The 19568-nt window shown below is 40.7% G+C and carries 19 protein-coding genes and 1 other RNA gene; 16 read left to right on the top strand and 4 right to left on the bottom strand.

Annotated elements, in window-relative coordinates; all coding sequences use genetic code 11:
- Nucleotides 1–44: 44 nt before the first annotated feature.
- The 10 genes from gap to ssrA all read left to right on the top strand — a co-directional run bounded on the left by gap (nucleotide 45) and on the right by ssrA (nucleotide 10827).
- On the top strand, nucleotides 45–1052 hold the full coding sequence (gene gap, locus BSO02S_RS09005) for a type I glyceraldehyde-3-phosphate dehydrogenase (protein WP_066065627.1): 1008 nt from the start codon (nucleotides 45–47) through the stop codon (nucleotides 1050–1052).
- 137 nt (nucleotides 1053–1189) lie between these two features.
- Nucleotides 1190–2374 (top strand): phosphoglycerate kinase, encoded by a 1185-nt coding sequence (locus BSO02S_RS09010; RefSeq protein WP_066065630.1) that lies wholly within the window; start codon nucleotides 1190–1192, stop codon nucleotides 2372–2374.
- A gap of 69 nt (nucleotides 2375–2443) precedes the next feature.
- A complete protein-coding gene (gene tpiA / locus BSO02S_RS09015) occupies nucleotides 2444–3205 on the top strand; it encodes a triose-phosphate isomerase (RefSeq protein ID WP_066065633.1) in 762 nt (253 codons plus the stop codon).
- On the top strand, nucleotides 3198–4733 hold the full coding sequence (gpmI, locus tag BSO02S_RS09020) for a 2,3-bisphosphoglycerate-independent phosphoglycerate mutase (protein ID WP_066065636.1): 1536 nt from the start codon (nucleotides 3198–3200) through the stop codon (nucleotides 4731–4733). The genes tpiA and gpmI overlap by 8 nt, the downstream gene beginning before the upstream one ends.
- A gap of 24 nt (nucleotides 4734–4757) precedes the next feature.
- A complete protein-coding gene (gene eno, locus BSO02S_RS09025; RefSeq protein ID WP_066065638.1) occupies nucleotides 4758–6056 on the top strand; it encodes a phosphopyruvate hydratase in 1299 nt (432 codons plus the stop codon).
- A 179-nt stretch (nucleotides 6057–6235) separates the two neighbouring features.
- Complete coding sequence (gene secG, locus BSO02S_RS09030) at nucleotides 6236–6469, top strand: preprotein translocase subunit SecG (protein ID WP_066065639.1); 234 nt, start codon at nucleotides 6236–6238, stop codon at nucleotides 6467–6469.
- Between the two features lie 150 nt (nucleotides 6470–6619).
- Nucleotides 6620–7366: an alpha/beta hydrolase gene (locus BSO02S_RS09035; RefSeq protein ID WP_066065642.1), complete on the top strand. Its 747-nt coding sequence runs from the start codon at nucleotides 6620–6622 to the stop codon at nucleotides 7364–7366.
- A 24-nt stretch (nucleotides 7367–7390) separates the two neighbouring features.
- Nucleotides 7391–9748 (top strand): ribonuclease R, encoded by a 2358-nt coding sequence (rnr, locus tag BSO02S_RS09040; protein WP_066065645.1) that lies wholly within the window; start codon nucleotides 7391–7393, stop codon nucleotides 9746–9748.
- Nucleotides 9749–9837: 89 nt separating this feature from the next.
- Nucleotides 9838–10305: an SsrA-binding protein SmpB gene (smpB, locus tag BSO02S_RS09045; protein ID WP_066065646.1), complete on the top strand. Its 468-nt coding sequence runs from the start codon at nucleotides 9838–9840 to the stop codon at nucleotides 10303–10305.
- 187 nt (nucleotides 10306–10492) lie between these two features.
- Nucleotides 10493–10827, top strand: a transfer-messenger RNA (tmRNA) gene (gene ssrA / locus BSO02S_RS09050).
- A gap of 338 nt (nucleotides 10828–11165) precedes the next feature.
- Here the strand turns inward: ssrA and BSO02S_RS09055 are convergent.
- On the bottom strand, nucleotides 11166–11573 hold the full coding sequence (locus BSO02S_RS09055) for an LAGLIDADG family homing endonuclease (protein WP_066065649.1): 408 nt from the start codon (nucleotides 11571–11573) through the stop codon (nucleotides 11166–11168).
- A gap of 203 nt (nucleotides 11574–11776) precedes the next feature.
- On the opposite strand from BSO02S_RS09055, the gene BSO02S_RS09060 reads away from it, so the two are divergent.
- Both BSO02S_RS09060 and BSO02S_RS09065 read left to right on the top strand, forming a co-directional pair.
- Nucleotides 11777–12484 carry a DUF421 domain-containing protein gene (locus BSO02S_RS09060; protein WP_066065652.1) on the top strand — a complete coding sequence of 236 codons (708 nt, stop codon included), beginning with the start codon at nucleotides 11777–11779 and terminating at the stop codon, nucleotides 12482–12484.
- A 108-nt stretch (nucleotides 12485–12592) separates the two neighbouring features.
- Nucleotides 12593–12931 (top strand): YmaF family protein, encoded by a 339-nt coding sequence (locus BSO02S_RS09065; RefSeq protein ID WP_066065656.1) that lies wholly within the window; start codon nucleotides 12593–12595, stop codon nucleotides 12929–12931.
- Between the two features lie 166 nt (nucleotides 12932–13097).
- On the opposite strand, the gene BSO02S_RS09070 is transcribed toward BSO02S_RS09065, so the two are convergent.
- The gene (locus BSO02S_RS09070) at nucleotides 13098–13739 is read right to left on the bottom strand and encodes a spore coat protein (protein WP_066065789.1); all 642 of its coding nucleotides are present in this window, start codon (nucleotides 13737–13739) and stop codon (nucleotides 13098–13100) included.
- 570 nt (nucleotides 13740–14309) lie between these two features.
- Here BSO02S_RS09070 and BSO02S_RS09075 point away from each other — a divergent pair.
- On the top strand, nucleotides 14310–15596 hold the full coding sequence (locus BSO02S_RS09075; protein WP_066065659.1) for a DUF4309 domain-containing protein: 1287 nt from the start codon (nucleotides 14310–14312) through the stop codon (nucleotides 15594–15596).
- 79 nt (nucleotides 15597–15675) lie between these two features.
- Here BSO02S_RS09075 and BSO02S_RS09080 read toward each other — a convergent pair whose 3' ends face one another.
- Together BSO02S_RS09080 and BSO02S_RS09085 are read right to left on the bottom strand one after the other, a co-directional pair.
- On the bottom strand, nucleotides 15676–16317 hold the full coding sequence (locus tag BSO02S_RS09080; protein WP_066065660.1) for a DUF2085 domain-containing protein: 642 nt from the start codon (nucleotides 16315–16317) through the stop codon (nucleotides 15676–15678).
- Between the two features lie 112 nt (nucleotides 16318–16429).
- The gene (locus BSO02S_RS09085; protein WP_066065663.1) at nucleotides 16430–16651 is read right to left on the bottom strand and encodes a hypothetical protein; all 222 of its coding nucleotides are present in this window, start codon (nucleotides 16649–16651) and stop codon (nucleotides 16430–16432) included.
- 363 nt (nucleotides 16652–17014) lie between these two features.
- On the opposite strand from BSO02S_RS09085, the gene BSO02S_RS09090 reads away from it, so the two are divergent.
- From BSO02S_RS09090 to BSO02S_RS09100, 3 genes are all read left to right on the top strand, one after another.
- Nucleotides 17015–18025, top strand: coding sequence for a polysaccharide deacetylase family protein (locus BSO02S_RS09090; RefSeq protein ID WP_066065666.1), 1011 nt, complete (start codon nucleotides 17015–17017; stop codon nucleotides 18023–18025).
- Nucleotides 18026–18126: 101 nt separating this feature from the next.
- Nucleotides 18127–19128: an AI-2E family transporter gene (locus tag BSO02S_RS09095; protein WP_066065669.1), complete on the top strand. Its 1002-nt coding sequence runs from the start codon at nucleotides 18127–18129 to the stop codon at nucleotides 19126–19128.
- Between the two features lie 87 nt (nucleotides 19129–19215).
- The gene (locus tag BSO02S_RS09100; protein ID WP_066065672.1) at nucleotides 19216–19449 is read left to right on the top strand and encodes a group-specific protein; all 234 of its coding nucleotides are present in this window, start codon (nucleotides 19216–19218) and stop codon (nucleotides 19447–19449) included.
- Nucleotides 19450–19568 lie beyond the last annotated feature (119 nt).

Genomic DNA, 19568 nt, shown 5'->3' on the forward strand with positions numbered 1-19568 from the left:
AAAAATAAAACATATCCTTACACAAATAAAGGAGGAAATTTATTATGTCAGTAAAAGTTGGAATTAACGGATTTGGTCGTATTGGTCGTAACGTATTTCGTGCGGCTTTGAACAATAACAATGTGGAAATCATCGCAATTAATGACTTAACAGATGCAAACATGCTCGCACATCTTTTAAAATATGATACCGTTCATGGTACTCTTGCAGAGGAAGTAACTGTTGACGGCGAATACCTAGTGGTTGGCGGTCATAAAGTGAAGGTTATCGCTGAACGCGATCCTGCTCAACTAGGCTGGGGTGCTCTTGGTGTTGACGTTGTCGTTGAATCAACAGGCCGTTTCACAAAGCGTGAAGATGCAGCGAAACACCTTGAAGCCGGTGCAAAAAAGGTAATTATCTCTGCACCAGCAAATAACGAAGATATCACTATCGTTATGGGTGTTAACGAAGACAAATACGATGCAAACAACCACCACGTCATTTCTAATGCTTCTTGTACAACAAACTGCTTAGCACCGTTTGCAAAAGTATTGAATGATACATTCGGAATTAAACGCGGGATGATGACAACTATTCACTCTTATACAAATGACCAGCAAATCCTTGACTTGCCGCACAAGGACTACCGTCGTGCCCGTGCCGCAGCTGAAAACATGATCCCGACATCAACAGGCGCAGCAAAAGCCGTTGCTCTTGTATTACCAGAACTTAAAGGTAAATTAAACGGAATGGCCATGCGCGTTCCAACTCCAAACGTTTCCATCGTCGATTTAGTAGCTGAACTAGATAAGGATGTAACGGCTGAAGAAATTAATGCAGCATTGAAAGCGGCAGCTGAAGGCCCATTAAAAGGAATTTTGGCATACAGCGAACTTCCACTAGTTTCTAGCGATTACAATGGAAGCACTGTTTCTTCAACAATTGATGCGTTATCAACAATGGTTCTTGAAGGCAACATGGTGAAAGTATTGTCTTGGTACGATAACGAAGTTGGTTACTCAAGCCGCGTCGTTGACCTTGTTGATTACTTGGCACAAAAAGGACTTTAATTTTTTAAGAAATTGGATATGGTTGGAATTCCAATCGTAGACAGTCTATAATGATAAATGGTATTCCAAAGGGGAGCGGGGAGGATTCCCCCTCCTTTTTTTAATGATTAGGCCAATACTTTTAGGAGGTCCTTTGCATGAATAAGAAAACACTAAAAGATATCGATGTAAAAGGAAAACGCGTTTTTTGCCGGGTGGATTTCAATGTCCCGATGCAGGATGGAAAAATTTCTGACGAAACACGGATTCGGGCTGCCTTGCCAACCATTCAATACTTAATGGATAACGGCGCAAAAGTGATTTTGGCAAGCCATTACGGACGTCCAAAAGGTCAAGTGGTTGAAGAAATGCGCTTAACTCCAGTAGCGGTAAGACTTTCTGAATTACTTGGGAAGGACGTGAAAAAGGCGGATGAGGCGTATGGTGATTCTGTAAAGGCATTGATCGAGGCAATGAACGAAGGCGATTGTTTATTGCTTGAAAATGTTCGCTTCTATCCTGGTGAAGAAAAGAATGATCCAGAGCTAGCGAAGGCATTTGCTGAGCTTGCTGATGTTTATGTCAATGATGCGTTTGGTGCTGCCCACCGCGCCCATGCTTCAACAGAGGGAATTGCACACAATCTTCCGGCTGTTTCCGGCTTCTTAATGGAAAAAGAATTGGATGTACTCGGTAAGGCTCTTTCTAATCCGGAACGTCCTTTTACAGCGATTATTGGCGGTGCGAAGGTAAAGGACAAGATTGGCGTCATTGAAAATTTATTAGAATTAGTCGACAACCTCATTATTGGTGGCGGACTTGCTTATACCTTTGTAAAAGCACAAGGACATGAGGTTGGGAAATCACTGCTAGAAGTGGATAAGATTGATCTCGCGAAATCATTCATTGAAAAAGCCAAGGCTAAAGGCGTTAATTTTTATATGCCAGTAGATGCGGTTGTAGCAGATGATTTCTCGGCAGATGCGAACTCTAAAGTTGTGGCAATTGAAGAAATTCCAGCAGATTGGGAAGCACTTGATATCGGACCGAAAACAGCAGAAATTTATCGTGATGTCATTCAAAAATCGAAATTGGTCATCTGGAATGGACCGATGGGCGTGTTTGAAATTGATAAGTTTGCCGGCGGAACAAAAGCGGTTGCCGAAGCACTTGCCGCATCAGAAGGTACATATTCAGTTATTGGCGGCGGCGATTCAGCAGCAGCAGTTGAAAAGTTTGGCTTGGCAGATAAAATGAGCCATATTTCCACAGGCGGCGGCGCTTCCCTTGAGTTTATGGAAGGCAAAGCATTGCCAGGCGTTGTGGCGTTAAAGGATAAATAATTTTTTAAATTGAATTTGTAGAATCTCCCCCTTTAAAGGGATCAACAATCCATGAAAGGATGTGCCACCATGCGTAAACCAATCATTGCAGGTAACTGGAAAATGAACAAGACCCTTTCCGAGGCAAAAAGCTTTGCTGAGGAAGTAAAAGGGCTTGTACCTACCGCAGACAAGATGGAATCAGTGATTTGTGCACCGGCTTTATTTTTACAAAGCCTTGTTGAAACAACACAAGGCAGTGATGTGAAAATTGGTGCTCAAAACATGCACTTTGAAGAAAGCGGAGCATTTACAGGCGAAATCAGCCCGAAAGCACTCGCTGACCTTGGCGTTCAATATGTGATTATCGGACACTCGGAACGCCGTGAAATGTTCAATGAAACAGATGATTCTGTCAATAAAAAGGCGCTTGCTGCCTTTAATTACAACCTGACTCCAATTGTTTGTTGTGGTGAAACACTCGAGCAGCGTGAAAACGGCGAAACAATGAACCTCGTTGGTGCCCAAATTCAGAAAGCACTAACGGGTTTATCGGATGATCAAGTCAAAGAAACAGTCCTTGCTTACGAACCGATCTGGGCAATTGGAACTGGAAAATCTTCCACTTCACAAGATGCAAATGAAGTGTGTGCCCATATCCGCCAGGTAGTGGCCCAGCAATTCTCGCAAGATGTAGCGGATGCGGTACGAATTCAGTACGGCGGCAGTGTGAAACCGGAAAATATTAAAGAATACATGGCACAACCGGATATTGATGGTGCATTAGTAGGCGGAGCAAGCCTTGAAGCACAATCATTTATTAAGTTACTGGAGGCTGGCAGCTATGAGTAAAGCGCCAGTTGCTCTCATCATCCTCGATGGTTTCGGATGCAGGGGAGAAACAAAAGGAAATGCAGTGGCACAGGCGAAAAAGCCAAACTTTGACCGTTTTTGGAGCGAGTTTCCTCATGCCCATTTAACCGCATCTGGTGAGGCAGTCGGCCTTCCGGAAGGACAAATGGGTAATTCCGAGGTTGGACATTTGAATATCGGTGCCGGCCGAATTGTGTATCAAAGCTTAACGCGTGTAAATATTGCCATCCGTGAAGGTGAATTTGAAAAAAATGAAACCTTCACTGGTGCAATGGAGCACGTCAAGAAAAACGGCACTAGCCTTCACCTTTTCGGCTTGCTGTCAGACGGCGGCGTTCATAGCCATATTCAACATATGTTCGCACTTCTAAAGCTTGCAAAAGAAGAAGGCGTTGAAAAAGTCTATGTCCATGCCTTCCTTGACGGCCGTGATGTTGGTCAAAAAACAGCCGCAAAATATATTGGGCAAACACTGGATAAAATGAACGAGTTAGGTGTTGGAGAATTCGCAACCATCTCTGGACGTTATTATTCGATGGACCGTGATAAGCGCTGGGAACGTGTTGAAAAGTCCTACCGTTCGATGGTTTATGGTGAAGGGCCAGCCTACAAAAATCCACTAGAAGTTGTAGAGGATTCCTATCAGCATGGGATTTTTGACGAATTCGTGATTCCTTCTGTGATTACCAAAGAAGACGGGCAACCGGTCGCTACGATTCAAGACAATGACGCTGTTATTTTTTATAACTTCCGTCCAGACCGGGCAATTCAGATTTCTAACACGTTTACAAACGAAGACTTCCGCGGCTTTGAGCGCGGTCCAAAGCATCCTAAGGATTTGTTCTTTGTCTGCTTAACACACTTCAGTGAATCCGTTGATGGATATGTCGCCTTTAAACCATCGAACTTGGATAACACCTTGGGTGAAGTGCTGGCGCAAAACCATATGAAGCAGTTAAGAATCGCCGAAACCGAGAAATACCCGCATGTCACGTTCTTTATGAGCGGCGGCCGCGAGGATAAGTTCCCTGGTGAAGAGCGGATATTAATTAACTCGCCAAAGGTTGCGACCTATGATCTCAAGCCAGAAATGAGCGCTTATGAAGTGACTGATGCCTTGCTGAAGGAAATTCAAAATGATAAATTTGATGCCATTTTGTTGAATTTAGCTAACCCCGACATGGTTGGCCATTCAGGAATGCTTGAGCCAACAATTAAAGCGATTGAAACAGTGGATGAGTGTTTAGGCAAAATCGTTGATTTGATCCTTGAAAAAGGCGGTGCAGCCATCATTACTGCTGACCATGGCAATGCCGACGAAGTGATTACCCCTGATGGTGAGCCGATGACGGCGCATACGACAAACCCTGTACCAGTCATCGTGACAATAAATGGCGCGGAATTACGCGATGGCGGGATTCTTGGGGATTTAGCACCAACCATGTTAGACTTATTAAAGCTTAAGCAGCCGATTGAAATGACCGGAAAATCATTATTGAAAAAATAACTTAATTTTTAAGGAGAGATTTACATGCCATTTATTGCAGATGTATACGCTCGTGAAGTATTAGATTCCCGTGGTAACCCTACCGTTGAAGTTGAAGTTTTCACTGAATCAGGTGCATTTGGACGCGCATTAGTTCCAAGCGGTGCTTCTACTGGTGAATATGAAGCCGTTGAGCTTCGCGACGGCGACAAAGAACGCTACCTTGGAAAAGGTGTTCTTAAAGCGGTTGACAACGTAAACGAAATTATTGCACCACATCTTGTCGGTGAAGAATTCAGTGTCCTTGACCAAGTATCTATCGATAACGCGCTAATTGAGCTTGATGGAACAGATAACAAAGGTAAATTAGGTGCAAACGCAATTCTTGGTGTGTCATTAGCGGTTGCCCATGCTGCTGCAAACTACTTAGATATTCCTTTATATCAATACCTTGGCGGCTTCAATGCCAAGCAGCTTCCAGTTCCAATGATGAACATTGTGAACGGCGGCGAGCATGCCGACAACAACGTTGATATTCAAGAATTCATGGTTATGCCTGTCGGTGCTCCAAGCTTTAAAGAAGCCCTTCGCATGGGTGCAGAAATATTCCACACGTTAAAATCAGTTCTTAAAGGCAAAGGCCTTAACACAGCTGTTGGCGACGAAGGCGGCTTTGCTCCAAACCTAGGATCGAACGAAGAAGCACTGCAAACCATTGTGGAAGCCATCGAAAAAGCCGGCTACAAGCCTGGTGAGGAAGTAATGCTTGCTATGGATGCTGCATCTTCTGAGTTTTACAACAAAGAAGACGGTAAATACCATCTTGCCGGCGAAGGCGTTGTGAAGACTTCTGCAGAAATGGTTGATTGGTATGAAGAGTTAGCTAATAAATACCCAATTATCTCGATTGAAGACGGTCTAGATGAAAATGACTGGGAAGGTCACAAGCTGTTAACCGAACGTCTTGGTAAAAAAGTTCAATTAGTTGGTGATGATTTATTTGTTACCAATACAAAGAAGCTTGCTGAAGGTATTGAAAAAGGAATTGGAAACTCAATCCTTATCAAAGTTAACCAAATCGGTACCCTTACTGAAACTTTCGATGCGATTGAAATGGCTAAACGCGCGGGTTACACAGCAGTTATCTCGCACCGTTCTGGTGAAACGGAAGACAACACGATTGCTGACATCGCTGTTGCAACAAACGCAGGTCAAATCAAAACTGGTGCCCCATCCCGTACCGACCGCGTGGCTAAATACAATCAATTGCTTCGTATTGAAGACCAATTGGGTGAAACAAGCCAATACAACGGGCTTAAATCTTTCTATAACTTAAACAAATAATCCTTGTAACTACCACAATCCTAAAGATTGTGGTAGTTTTTTTAAAAAAAGATAGTGTCGAAATAGAGTGCATTCCCATGATTCACCTGCAGATTCGCAATAACTACTATTGTTAAAAGGCAGATAATATGGTAAATTTAATATACTGTGAAATGTACGTCTAACAGGAGGTGGCCTTCATGCATACATTTATTGTGATTTTATTAGTTATCGTAAGTATTGGACTTATTGGGGTCGTATTACTTCAATCAGGTAAAAGCGCTGGATTATCCGGTGCCATTTCTGGTGGTGCTGAATCCCTATTCGGTAAGCAAAAAGCGCGGGGAATTGACTTGATTCTACATCGTATTACGATTGTATTATCCGTATTATTCTTCATTCTTGCTCTTGGAGTTGTTTACTTTAAAATCTAATATTCAACACTAAAACCTGGCCAGTGTGCCAGGTTTTTTGTTGTTAATGGCAGACACTTTCCAACACACAAGCCTTTTTTCTGGAATGTTCACCCCCAGATTGCTTAAACTAAAGGGTAATGACTACAAAGAATTAAAGGAGTTTTTCAAATGAAGGTATCGACCCCTAAGCCGTTTACTTTTGAAGGAGGAAAAAGAGCCATTCTCCTCTTGCACGGTTTCACCGGCAACTCAGCCGATGTCCGGATGCTTGGCCGCTTCCTCGAAAAAAAGGGTTACACCTGCCATGCCCCACATTACAAAGGTCATGGAGTACCGCCGGAGGAACTTGTTCATACCGGCCCAGAAGATTGGTGGCAGGATGTCATAAACGGCTATCATTTTTTAAAAAATAAAGGTCACGAAGAAATTGCAGTCGCCGGACTGTCACTTGGCGGCGTATTTTCCTTGAAATTGGGTTACACTGTACCTATAAAAGGTATTGTACCGATGTGTGCGCCAATGCATATTAAAAGTGAAGAAGTGATGTACGAAGGAATCCTTGAATATGCTCGTGAATTTAAAAGGTATGAAGGAAAAACAGACGAGCAAATCGAAATGGAAATGAATGAGTTTAAAAAGACACCGATGAACACATTAAAGGCACTGCAGCAATTAATTGCCGATGTTCGTGAAAATGTAGATATGATCTACGCGCCGACATTTGTAGTCCAAGCCCGCCACGACAAAATGATTAACACCGAAAGTGCCAACATTATTTACAACGAAATCGAATCAGTTACCAAGGAAATCAAATGGTATGAAGAATCCGGTCACGTCATTACGCTTGATAAAGAACGGGACCAGCTCCACGAGGACGTTTATACCTTTTTAGAAAAATTAGACTGGCACGATTAATAAAGACCCAAAGGAGGGATTTGCTTGGAAGATAGCATACAAATGCACATTGACAAGCTTTTGCAATATATGAGGGACGAGGCTTACAAACCATTAACGGTCCAGGAGCTTGAAGCGGCATTCGGCATTCAAGACTCCAGCGACTTTAAGGAGTTTGTTAAAGCCCTTGTCCAAATGGAAGAAAAGGGGTTAGTCGTCCGAACGCGCAGCAACCGGTACGGCCTGCCGCAAAAAATGAACTTAATCCGCGGTAAACTAATTGGTCATGCCAAAGGATTTGCGTTTGTCGCACCAGACGAGCCGGGTATGGATGATATTTTTATCCCGCCAAATGAAACAAACACCGCAATGCATGGCGATATCGTGTTAGCCCGCGTTTCATCAGAAACCTCAGGAACTCGCCGGGAAGGAAGCATTATCCGCATTGTTGAACGAGGGGTCCAGCAGATCGTTGGAACCTATGTGGAAAGCAAAAGCTTTGGCTTTGTGATTCCCGATGATAAAAAATTCGCCAATGATATTTTTATTCCGAAAGCTGCTTCTAAAGGGGCTGTCGAAGGTCATAAAGTGGTCGTTAAGCTCATCACCTATCCGGAAGGACGTAAAAGTGCGGAAGGTGAAGTGATCACCGTTCTTGGCCACAAAAACGACCCGGGCGTGGATATCCTGTCAGTCATACATAAGCACGGCTTACCAATGGCTTTTCCGGATGAAGTCCTCAAACAGGCTAACGAAACACCGGAAACAATTGATGAAAGTGAATTGGCGAACCGTCGTGACCTCCGCGGCGAAACGATTGTTACGATTGACGGCGCAGACGCGAAAGATCTTGATGACGCCGTAACGGTTACAAAGCTTGAGAACGGCAACTTTAAACTTGGTGTCCATATTGCGGATGTAAGTTATTATGTAAAAGAAGGCACGCCGATTGACCTTGAAGCAGAGGAACGGGCAACGAGCGTATATTTAGTAGATAGGGTTATTCCGATGATCCCGCACCGCCTTTCCAATGGGATTTGTTCCTTAAACCCGAAGGTAGACCGGTTAACACTCTCATGTAATATGGAAATCAATTCAGATGGCACCGTCGTCTCGCATGAAATTTTTCAAAGTGTGATTAAAACAACGGAACGGATGACCTATAGTGATGTAAATAAAATTCTTGTCGAGCATGATGAGGAAACACGGGCAAGGTACGAGCCCCTAGTGCCGATGTTTGTAATGATGGAAGAACTCGCCGCAATCCTTCGCCATAAACGAATGAAGCGGGGAGCGATCGACTTCGATTTCAAAGAATCAAAAGTGCTTGTCGATGAGGAAGGAAAACCAACAGATGTCGTTCTGCGCGAGCGTTCAGTAGCAGAGAAATTAATTGAAGAGTTTATGCTTGCTGCCAATGAAACTGTCGCTGAGCATTTCCACTGGATGGAAGTTCCGTTTATTTACCGGATTCACGAGGATCCAAAGGAAGATAAGCTCCGCAAATTTTTCGAGTTTATTACCAATTTCGGCTACATTGTGAAAGGGACGGCTAACGATGTCCATCCAAAGGCCCTTCAGGAAATTATTGAAGAGGTGCAGGGAAAGCCGGAGGAAATGGTCGTTTCGAAAGTGATGCTGCGCTCAATGCAGCAGGCAAAATATGATCCGGAAAGTCTCGGACATTTCGGATTATCGACTGAGTTCTATACCCATTTCACTTCACCGATTCGCCGTTATCCTGATACGATTGTGCATCGTTTAATTCGGACGTACCTCATCGAAGGAAAGCTCGATGAGAAGACAAGGGCAAAATGGGATGCCCGCTTACCTGAGATTGCCGATCATTCTTCAAAAATGGAGCGCCGTTCCGTTGATGCCGAGCGGGAAACCGACGAATTGAAGAAAGCGGAATACATGGAGGACAAGATTGGCGAGGAGTATGATGGAATTATCAGCTCTGTCACTAATTTTGGTATGTTTGTGGAGCTGCCAAATACGATTGAAGGTCTCGTCCATGTCAGCTATATGACCGATGATTACTATCGCTATGACGAGCGCCATCTCGCGATGATTGGCGAGCGGACCGGCAATGTCTTCAGGATTGGCGATGAGATTACTGTTCGGCTCGTAAAAGTAAATAAAGAAGAGCGCTCGATAGACTTTGAAATCGTCGGGATGAAGGGAACCCCACGTCGTGAACGTTCTGAAACGCCGAAGGTTTTCAAAACGGGCAGTGATACCCACAAACCGCGCCGTAATAAACAGCAGGGCGACCGTAAGAAAGACAGTAATCAAAAGTCCGAATCAGCTGGCGGAGGTCAGGGTAACAAAGCGAAAAGAAAACGTAAATTTTACGATAATGTCCCTAAATCTAAAAGTACCAAGCGAAAAAATAAATGATAATCTCAGGGGGCCTTTACGCAAGGCCTCTTTTGATTGTGTGGCTCTATTAATTCTGCTAAAATAAATCCATAGATGAGGTGAGAAAAATGCCAAAAGGTGAAGGGAAAGTTGTTGCCCAGAACAAAAAGGCGTACCACGATTATTTTATTGAAGAAACGTACGAAGCCGGGATTGTTTTGCAGGGCACAGAAATCAAATCGATTCGGGCTGGAAAAGTAAATTTAAAGGATGCCTATGCCAGGATTCAAAATGGGGAAGCGATATTATTCGGGATGCACGTCAGCCCTTATGAACAGGGAAATCGCTTCAATCATGATCCATTACGGACGCGAACGCTGCTGCTTCATAAGCGTGAAATCAGTAAGCTAATTGGTGAAACGAAAGAAGCTGGGTATGCGCTTGTTCCATTAAAGCTTTATTTGAAAAATGGCTTTTGTAAAGTTTTAATTGGCCTAGCAAAGGGTAAGAAGAATTATGATAAGCGTGAATCGTTAAAGCAAAAAGAAGCGAAGCGTGATATCGAACGAGCCTTTCGTGATCGTCAAAAGATGTAATTAGGTGTCTGTTGGATCGGGAAATATATTACAAATACTTACAATTGAAATTTCCGCTCAGTGTGTTATAATAAGTTTGTCGCCAAGTTAGCGACACTTACTTTTGCTCAAAGAACGTTGTTGAGCATCCTAACGTCTACAGCTTAAATCTTTCATTAGATTGCAGCTCCTTTTATTATGGGGACGCTACGGATTCGACAGGGGTAGTTTGAGCTTAGGTCGCGAGTCGAGGGGATCGGCCTCGTTAAAACGTCAAAGCCATAACTGGCAAAACTAACAACAACCTCGCTTTCGCAGCTTAATACTGCATAGCGGTTCCTCCCTCCATTGCCTATGTGGTAGGGTAAGGGACTCACTCTAAGTAGGCTACGCCGGATTCCACCGCCTGAGGATGAAGGAAGAGAACAACCAGGCTAGCTGACCGGACGCCGGTCGATAGGCAGATGAATCAGCGAAACACCAATATATCGACTACACTCGTAGAAGCTTAAGTGGCGATATCTTTGGACGTGGGTTCGATTAGTCATTAGTCGCCTTGTGTGGTAACACATAAGTGAAAATTCGGCTTTATCGGTGAAACCTAAGTCACTTCAATGTGATAGGGCAATGCCGAGCGGTATGTGGAGTAATCCAACAGCCGTGTATCGACTTATAGGCTGCCATCCTTAAATGGTAGTACTAGGATGCGAAATCCATACCTTGAAGAGGTAAATATATGTTTCGCATAAGACGCCGGAGGACCTGTTTTTTAGGGCAGGTTCAAGATATAGTCAGTGCCATGACGAAAGCATGGAAGAGCACGTCCCACCGTCTCCACTACATAGTGGATAAGAAAGACCAGCAGAAATGCTGGTCTTTCTTTATATCTGGAAAAAGGAATTTTCGAATGCGATTTTCTTTTCTAGTAATACTGAGTTATATTTTCCGTTCCTTGGTGTAACCTTTTCATAATTTTCGAGTATCAAGAGAGCACGATTTCTTTTTTTATCTACTCTTAGATATGGGGTAACATATTTTAATATGAATAAAACAGTTTCTTTATTCTTTATATTTAGTGTATAGGAATCTTTATGTCGTTGGGGATTATAGTTCTTTTTATTATTGATGGTTCCCTTGGTTATTGTCTGAAGATATATTAAAAGTTCTTTATCGGTTGAGGCAATCGTAATACTTGGGCGACGGTGTTCCTTTTCATGCATTCTTGTTAATGTTATAGACCCTTCTCCATCAATAATTCCTGCAATATAGGCAGCTTCCCAATCTTTCATTTTGCACCTCCAAAATTTTAAAATAATATATATAAAACGTATGTTCCTATTTTATTTTAAAATAATTTTGGGGGATTTACCACCTTTATATTCATATAATCAAGAGTAAAAAATATTTTCTTCTGGTTTAATCACAGATAAATCTTCTAATAATAACAAATAGGGATTATATTTCGTGGAGTTATTCCTCAGGAGAGATACTTATGGAGTCCTTTTACCGCATCTTAATTGTTTTTATAGCAGGGTATTTGTTTTTACGAGTGACCGGAAAAAAGGCAGTAGCCCAAATGCATACGTTTGATTTATTGTACATTTTTGTCCTCACTAATATTATTAGTACGCCGGTTGAGACAGGTAAGGTAGGAAAAGCTTTAATCTATGCTGCCATCCTTGTCATTTTGTATAAAATTTTTATCCGCTTATCCTTACACAATAAATTAAGATGGATTTTATATGAAAGTCCTACTGTACTGATTCGTAACGGCGCTATTGATCGAAGAGGGCTAAAAAGGGTACGAATGCCTGTGAATGAATTATTGTCACATTTACGGGTAAAAGGGTACACCGATGCCCAGAATATTGCTATTGCGATAATGGAAGAATCAGGAGATATTAGTGTAATTCCTAAGTCAGAATATCGGCCAGTTCAACCTAAAGATTTACAATTAAATGTAAAGAAAGAATATCTGCCAATCCCACTGATTATGGACAGTCAAATTGTCTATCATAATTTAAAATATCTAAACTTAGACCAAAGCTGGTTAATGAGCGAGGTCAAAAAAATGGGGGAAGAAGTAGAGAATATAACGTTGGCTACTTTTTTAGAAAACGGAAAGTTATTTATTGATACTAACGAGATAAAGGATTATAAAGGTGATCCTTATTACTATAATCCAGGGAAAGATAATTAATGTTGCTGCCTTAATCTAATTAAGGCAGTTTTTTTTATGAGGACTTAAACATATTGGATGAAGCAGATAAATATGAATAGTAATAAAGCTGTTTGAAAGGGTGGGTGTATGGCTAAAGTTGGAAAGGATGATTTTGTTAACGGGTTTGTGCCGCACCATAATCATGGCTCGGTTGATTACACATCGGTTGGAAATGGTCACGTTCATCAATGTTTAGATGTTACTTCACCACCGATACAGACCCAGGATGGGAACCATATTCATTATACAGAAGGGTATGTGATGTTCGAAAACGGACACTCTCATCATTATCAGGCATATTCTGGACCAGCTATTCCGGTAGGAAATGGCATGCATGTTCATTATTATGATTTTCATACTAGTGAAGATGATGGTCATCGGCATCACGTGAAAGGTGTAGATAAGGCTGCTCCGGGTAATAAGTAGAATAACAAACGAATAATACAACTACCTCCCATGGGGCGCCCTATCCACTTTTATCTTATTGGATTCAAAGGATGGAAAATAGAATGTAGTTCTTTGGGTGAGAAAAATGAACTTGGGAGTTACGGCTGATATAGCTGTAACTCCCTTTCGTTTCATATTCTTTATTTTAATGTTTCATCATATTGTTATTTGGCATCTGTGGCATACCTTGTGCTGGTGCGAATGCGTTCAGAAGCTGAGTCATATCCTGCTGGGCAAGCTGTGGCACTTGATAGTAATGGTGTTTATTTTGGTAAATGGAGAGCTCGTAAGCCATTTCAATACAATTTGGGACAGAATCAGCAAGCACGCGGCGTACGACTGGATTGGTAACTTCACATGCTGCCATTGTCTTTGTAGAGGCACCTGATTTCACACAGCCCAGCATCAAGCCCGAGATACACTCGTCGGTAATTTCTGAAACAGATTGAAGTGGTTTTTTTGGCTGAGACGGTGTTAAACCATACACGAAATCATTCCCTTGGGTCATTTTATAACTTTGTGTCGGTTTTGATGGATCCTGTCCTGTTTTGAAACACTCCACTGTTATATTATATTCATCCTGCATAAATTGATATTGTCGATTCAGAATATCAAGTAATTCTGGATCTTTTACGTGTTGTTGTAATAACAGGTACTGATTCATCGTGCCAATCGCTCCGGAAAGCACTTCATGTACGTCAAAAACTTCATGACCGCCGTGATTCATTTGCTGCGGTACATTCCCTGTATGCATATTTTGGTGCATTTGACCCTGTTGATTTTGCATCATTCAAAATCTCCTCCTATTCGGTATTGGACAGCCATAGTTATTATGTAACAAGAAGGAAGAGTTATTCACTATATCTGGAACGTCAGGGAAGAAGGAAAAGTTTTTCCCGAGAAGAGTATATTTACCTATAAAAGAGTTTTAAAAACACTCTTCACCGTCAATAATGACAAGTAGTTGAATTCGGGAGCGCTTAAAGTGAAAGCGGAAATGCAGGTCTTTTTCGAATTTTTACAACCACCAAGGATGCCATTGAAAAATTTATGAATATGCTTTGATCAGGTTTAGAATAATGTCACCCTATCCCGATTAGAATATAGATTTTCTATAGGTTGGCGGAATTAATTGTGAACTTGGCGGAATTAATCCGAAGTTTGGCGGAAATTCGATACGAACTTGGCGGAATCCATTCAAGTTGGCGGAATTAAACCGAAGTTTGGCGGAATTCACACAAAATTCAGCGGAACCTCGCACATTTTTAAAGGCCTTCGCCTGTCCTATCTAAAAAATTTATCTCTCCACAGTAGGAAGTGTTATGATATTTACAGGATTTACGAATAGGGGGAGACCATGACTAAGTTAAAAGTAATATTATTCGTATTGCTCTTTTCGTTTACGACAATGATAACGGCATGTGTTTCAGAAAAGAAAGTTCCAAATGATAAATTACCACCCAAGAAAAGTGAATTACACCAGAAAGAAATCAACCCTCTTTTCAAAAAACTCGCTGAAATTAAGGGAAAAGCGGAAGATGGGATGGTTTTAGAAAGTCCTTTTAGTGCAAACGAAAGTACGATGAAACAAGTGAAACTCGAGTGGGGAGAACCTGACAAAGTTGACCAAGCGGGTTCCGGTTACTACGCGACCTATAATAAGAAGAATGTTGCACTAGGGTATACCGAGGCTGGGGAGATCTTTGATGTGCGTTCCTATGCAACGGACCTGAACCAGATCACCTACAAGCAGATTGAAAAAGCACTTGGCCAGCCAACTGAAACAAGAGAAAGTAACAATGAAGCAATTTATGTCTACAAATTAAACGAAAAAATAGAGTTGAAATTTATCATTCCGAATGCGCAAAAAGGTGTTGACCACATTTCTGTTTTTAACCCAGTACGTGCAATAACCAAAAGTGCAAGAAATGATTATTTCCTTGATATAAAAGGGAGTTCAAATCAGTTAAGCGCAAAAGCATGGAATAGTATGCAAAATTGGCGGAAGCAAATTGTTTTATTTTCAAAAGGGCAGGAAAATGTCTATGTAAACGGTCCTAATCAGAGGAAAGTTGCCTTGACCTTTGATGATGGCCCGGATGGAACGGTGACGACGGCAATTATTGACATTTTAGACGAATACAAGGTAAAAGGAAATTTCTTCTTTATCGGCAGCAAAGTGATGGCCCACCCGGAGGTTGCAAAGAACGCCTATAATAAAGGGAATTTGGTCCTAAGCCATAGCTATAACCATGTAGAATTAACGAAACTCGGAAAAACAGCGGTTAAAAAGGAAATAGATCAGGCAGGGAAAGCGATTAAATCGGTCATTGGAAAAGAACCGGCAATTCTCCGTCCGCCGTATGGTGATGCCAATGAACAGACAGCGGCTATTTCCCGTGAAGAGGGATATTCACTAGTCCTCTGGTCAATAGATACTCTGGATTGGTCACAAAAAGACGCCAATAATATTGTCAAAAATGTGATAGAGAATGTTCGAAATGGCGATATCATCCTCATGCATTCCGATTCTGATAAAACCGAAACCCAAAAAGCACTGCCGCTCATCATTGAAGCACTCCAAGAAAAAAACATTGAAATAGTCGACTTAGAAACACTACTGGGTGTGAAGGCATATAAATAGGTGTCAGGCACCACCCTTTTTACCTTATAGGCGATATACGAATTTGTACTATATTTTCAAATGTTAATTGGAAACGAAGTCACAAGGAAAGGGAAACAATCCAAGTATGTAACAGGGAAAGGAAAGAAAGGAAACCTATACTGACTCCTATGGATAAAGCGCACTTTAAAAAGATATTTCGAACGGCGGAAAACAAAAAGGATGTACATAAGCCGAACCATACAATGACGAGAAGGATTATCAAGCTATCAAGAAAATAATATGGGAGCACACCATAATAGACTAAAATCGCAAGCATGCTACTAAGTAGCAGCGGCGCAAACAAATCCTTCCGATTCTTTACCACAGGCTCACTCTCGCTTTCAAGGGCCCGGGCCGAAAGCAATGGATAAAGAAAGTAAGGCAGCGCAAAACCGAAACTGGTGCCTGACACCAATCTTCGAATATTAGTGCTTTCAAATAAATGCAAATAGGAACCTAGTCCGTCAATCATCATTGGCACTAGAAATAATAGAAGAAAAAGGCTTGTTTTTATAGAAGGAATAGTAATTTTCGTCTTTCGTTTGAATAGGTGTAAATAAACAAGCGTTGAGAAAATCCCGATATAAATACCTGTATCGCGGGCACAAACGGAAAGTGTTTCCCCTGAGACATGGAGTGAACGTGCTTCTAATTGGTGGCAGATCGCCCGCCCGAAGAAATGCAATATTTCCTGTATCAACCGTCATCACTCCTATTAGAAAAAACCCAATTCGCACCGAGCTGAATTGGGTTTCTTTCTGATTCTAAGTAATTTTTTTGGGGGGCTTAAAATCCAAAGTCTGTTTTTCTAGTTAATATCCTGTCATAAATGCAGGAGCAAGCGAAAGGGCAGAGGCGGCGAACCAACAGATACAGCTTAATACCGTAACGACAATCGCAATAATTAAACAGTTTTTGCCGACTGTCTTTTTTTCAGGGTCTTGATCATTCATCCAAATAATCCCTAATATAATTCCGACGATGGGAATAAGTATCGATAAGATGTAAAAAAGTGCTTTTTGCCCTCCTGACACAAAATTCACCTCCATTAATCAAAAAAGCCGTAGGAAATCTGTCTTGAAAGGAAAATCTCGTACAATGATATCTATGTCAATCCATCATAAAATTTGCCTGTCTATCCTTTTGAAATTCCTGATTTTATTTTTGCCTTTTTTCTCCCCATTCAGGGTATTATTGGTATAATGGACTGGTGAAATGTTTCACTTCCTTACTGTCGGGTAATTAAGCTTTAAGCTAAATACATTGTCGAATTTTCTATTAATTTCAGTTTTCTTTAATAGAATTGTAATAATTTTAATAGATTAGAAACATTTCTGGCGAAATTTCGTCTATAATGGAGAAAGAAAATCAAAAAACCAACAAAGAGGGAATGATCAATGGGGAAACTGAAGAGCGGATGGACGAAAGGGACATTAATTGTCATTATTGCGGTTGGGTTCTTATTTGCAGGGGTATTTGTGAGTAATTATTTTAAGGCCAAAGCAGTAAGCGGACCTGGTAATCACCATAAAAATGAACTTACGAAAAATCCAAGCTCTGGAACAATTGTACGGGATAAAAAGGATTTAAGGCTCGAAAAGGAAAGGATTCAAAAGCAGCAGGAAAAAGCTATGTTTTGGAGAAATAAGCAAGAACGAGAGACTAATAGTGTGCCAGAAACTACTACTGATACTGCCGAGGCACAACCTCCCGCAAAGGAAAAGGGTACACCACAACAACAAAAAAAGGATCACAATACAGAAAAGCCTGTGAAAAATAATACCCAACCGGGAAATAGCTCTAAGAAAACAGTCTATTTAACATTTGATGATGGTCCTGCACCCTTTTCTGGTGATATTATCGCGCTTCTTGAAAAACATCATTTTAAAGGAACATTTTTTTTGATTGACGAGAATATTCGCAGATTTCCTGATTCGGTAAAATTGATGGTTGAAAAAGGGGAGACGGTTGGTCTTCATAGCGTCACACATGATGTGAGAAAGTTTTATGCATCAGCCCATTCAGTTATCGCTGAATTAACCCAAAATCGTAATACTTTAAAAGAAATATCCGGTATCGATTCGTATATAATGAGAACACCATATGGCAGCGTCCCAAAAATGACTGTTGAATATCGAAAAGCTGTTGATGATAATGGGTATTTAATGTGGGATTGGAATATTGACAGTAAGGATTGGGATTATAAAGATGCAAGGTATGTCCATAGTGTGATTGAGCAATTAAAAGGAATGGCTAACCATAACGGCCCGATCGTCATCCTTTTACATGAGAGAAAGGAAACACTTGCACATCTGCCGCAGTTGCTTGATTATTTAAGTAAACATGGCTATGAATGTAAAGCAATTGATAGCACAATGACCCCCTACCAATTTAAAGTTAGAAGTTAATCAAGAAGGACATAATACCTGCAACTTTGTTATACTAAATATGTTGTTAAAAAACTTTTCATGTATTTTATTTTAAAAATAATGGGGTTCGATAATTACCTATGATAAATAAACTAATCCAAAGCAGCAGTTTCAAGAGAATTTTCATTTTTGCTCTGATTGCCATTTTAATTTATGCAATGAAAAGTATGATTAATTTAATTTTACTTACGTTTATTTTTACCTTTTTAATGGATCGGTTAGTCCAGTTCCTTGAAAAGAAAATCCCGTTTAATCGAAAATTGATTGTCATTATATCGTATGCATGTATTGTCGGCCTGCTATCATATAGTCTGGTCATGTACCTGCCAATGATTGCCGGCGAAATTACTGCATTAATTAAACAACTGACCGCTTTTTATACAACCCAGCATGATAATATTGTCTTGAATTATATCGTGAGCCGGATTGAACAAATTCAAATTTCCAGCTATTTAGAACAGGGCTTTACCTTCATAGTCAAGTATTTTACGGATATTAGTAAAATTGGATTGCAAATATTATTGTCCCTTTTGATGAGTTTATTCTTCTTGTTGGAAAAACCACGATTGATTGAGTTTACAAAGAAATTTAGAACAAGTAAAATTTCCTTTATTTATGTGGAAATTGAATTTTTTGCTCATAAATTTGTTACTACGTTTGGTAAAGTGATTGAAGCCCAATTAATCATTGCTGTAGTGAACTGTATTCTAACGACCATTTCTTTATGGCTGCTAGATTTCCCTCAGCTTGGCGGGTTGTCGATTATGATTTTCCTTTTAGGGCTTATTCCTGTTGCCGGTGTGATTATTTCGATGATTCCGCTGGCGATTATCGCCTACAGTATCGGCGGTTTGATAAAAGTCCTTTATGTTGGTATCGCGATCATGATTATTCATGGCATTGAAGCCTATATATTAAATCCAAATTTAATGAGTTCAAAAACAAATCTTCCTGTTTTCTATACATTCATCGTGTTGATTTTCTCAGAGCATTTTTTTGGAATTTGGGGTCTAATTATTGGTATTCCCGTATTCGTTTTCCTCTTAGATGTTTTAGAAGTGACCGAAAATAAAAAAGTTTAAGAATAAAGGCCCTTCTACTGGGCTTTTTTATTTGCGCTAAAATCTGTTAAGCTAATTGTAGTGATTACTAGAAGGAGGAATTTTGTTATGAGCGAATGCAAGCTTGATCATTCACAGGAAGATGTAAAAAGTAAATATGAATCCCAGGCGGAGTTTTTACCGGAAGAGATGAAGCCTTTGTTTAATCAGTTTTTTGCAAAGGAACATACACAGGACTTATTAAATGAAGTGTTTCATTTGTTGAAAAAGTATGATTTGGCATCCGAAGAAGAGAAAAGTGAACGAACGAACCGGTTATATCTGGTACTGAAAAACGTTTAATAAGTAGGAGGGCCCCCTCGTTTCAAAGGGGGGTTTTTCTATTTTTGAAAAAATCGTCTTAGTTATGCTCCTTAATAAAAGTAACTTTTCATGAAATATGTTATTTTGGAAAATAGTAA

This window comes from Neobacillus soli NBRC 102451 (assembly GCF_001591665.1).
GTDB lineage: Bacteria > Bacillota > Bacilli > Bacillales > Cytobacillaceae > Neobacillus > Neobacillus soli.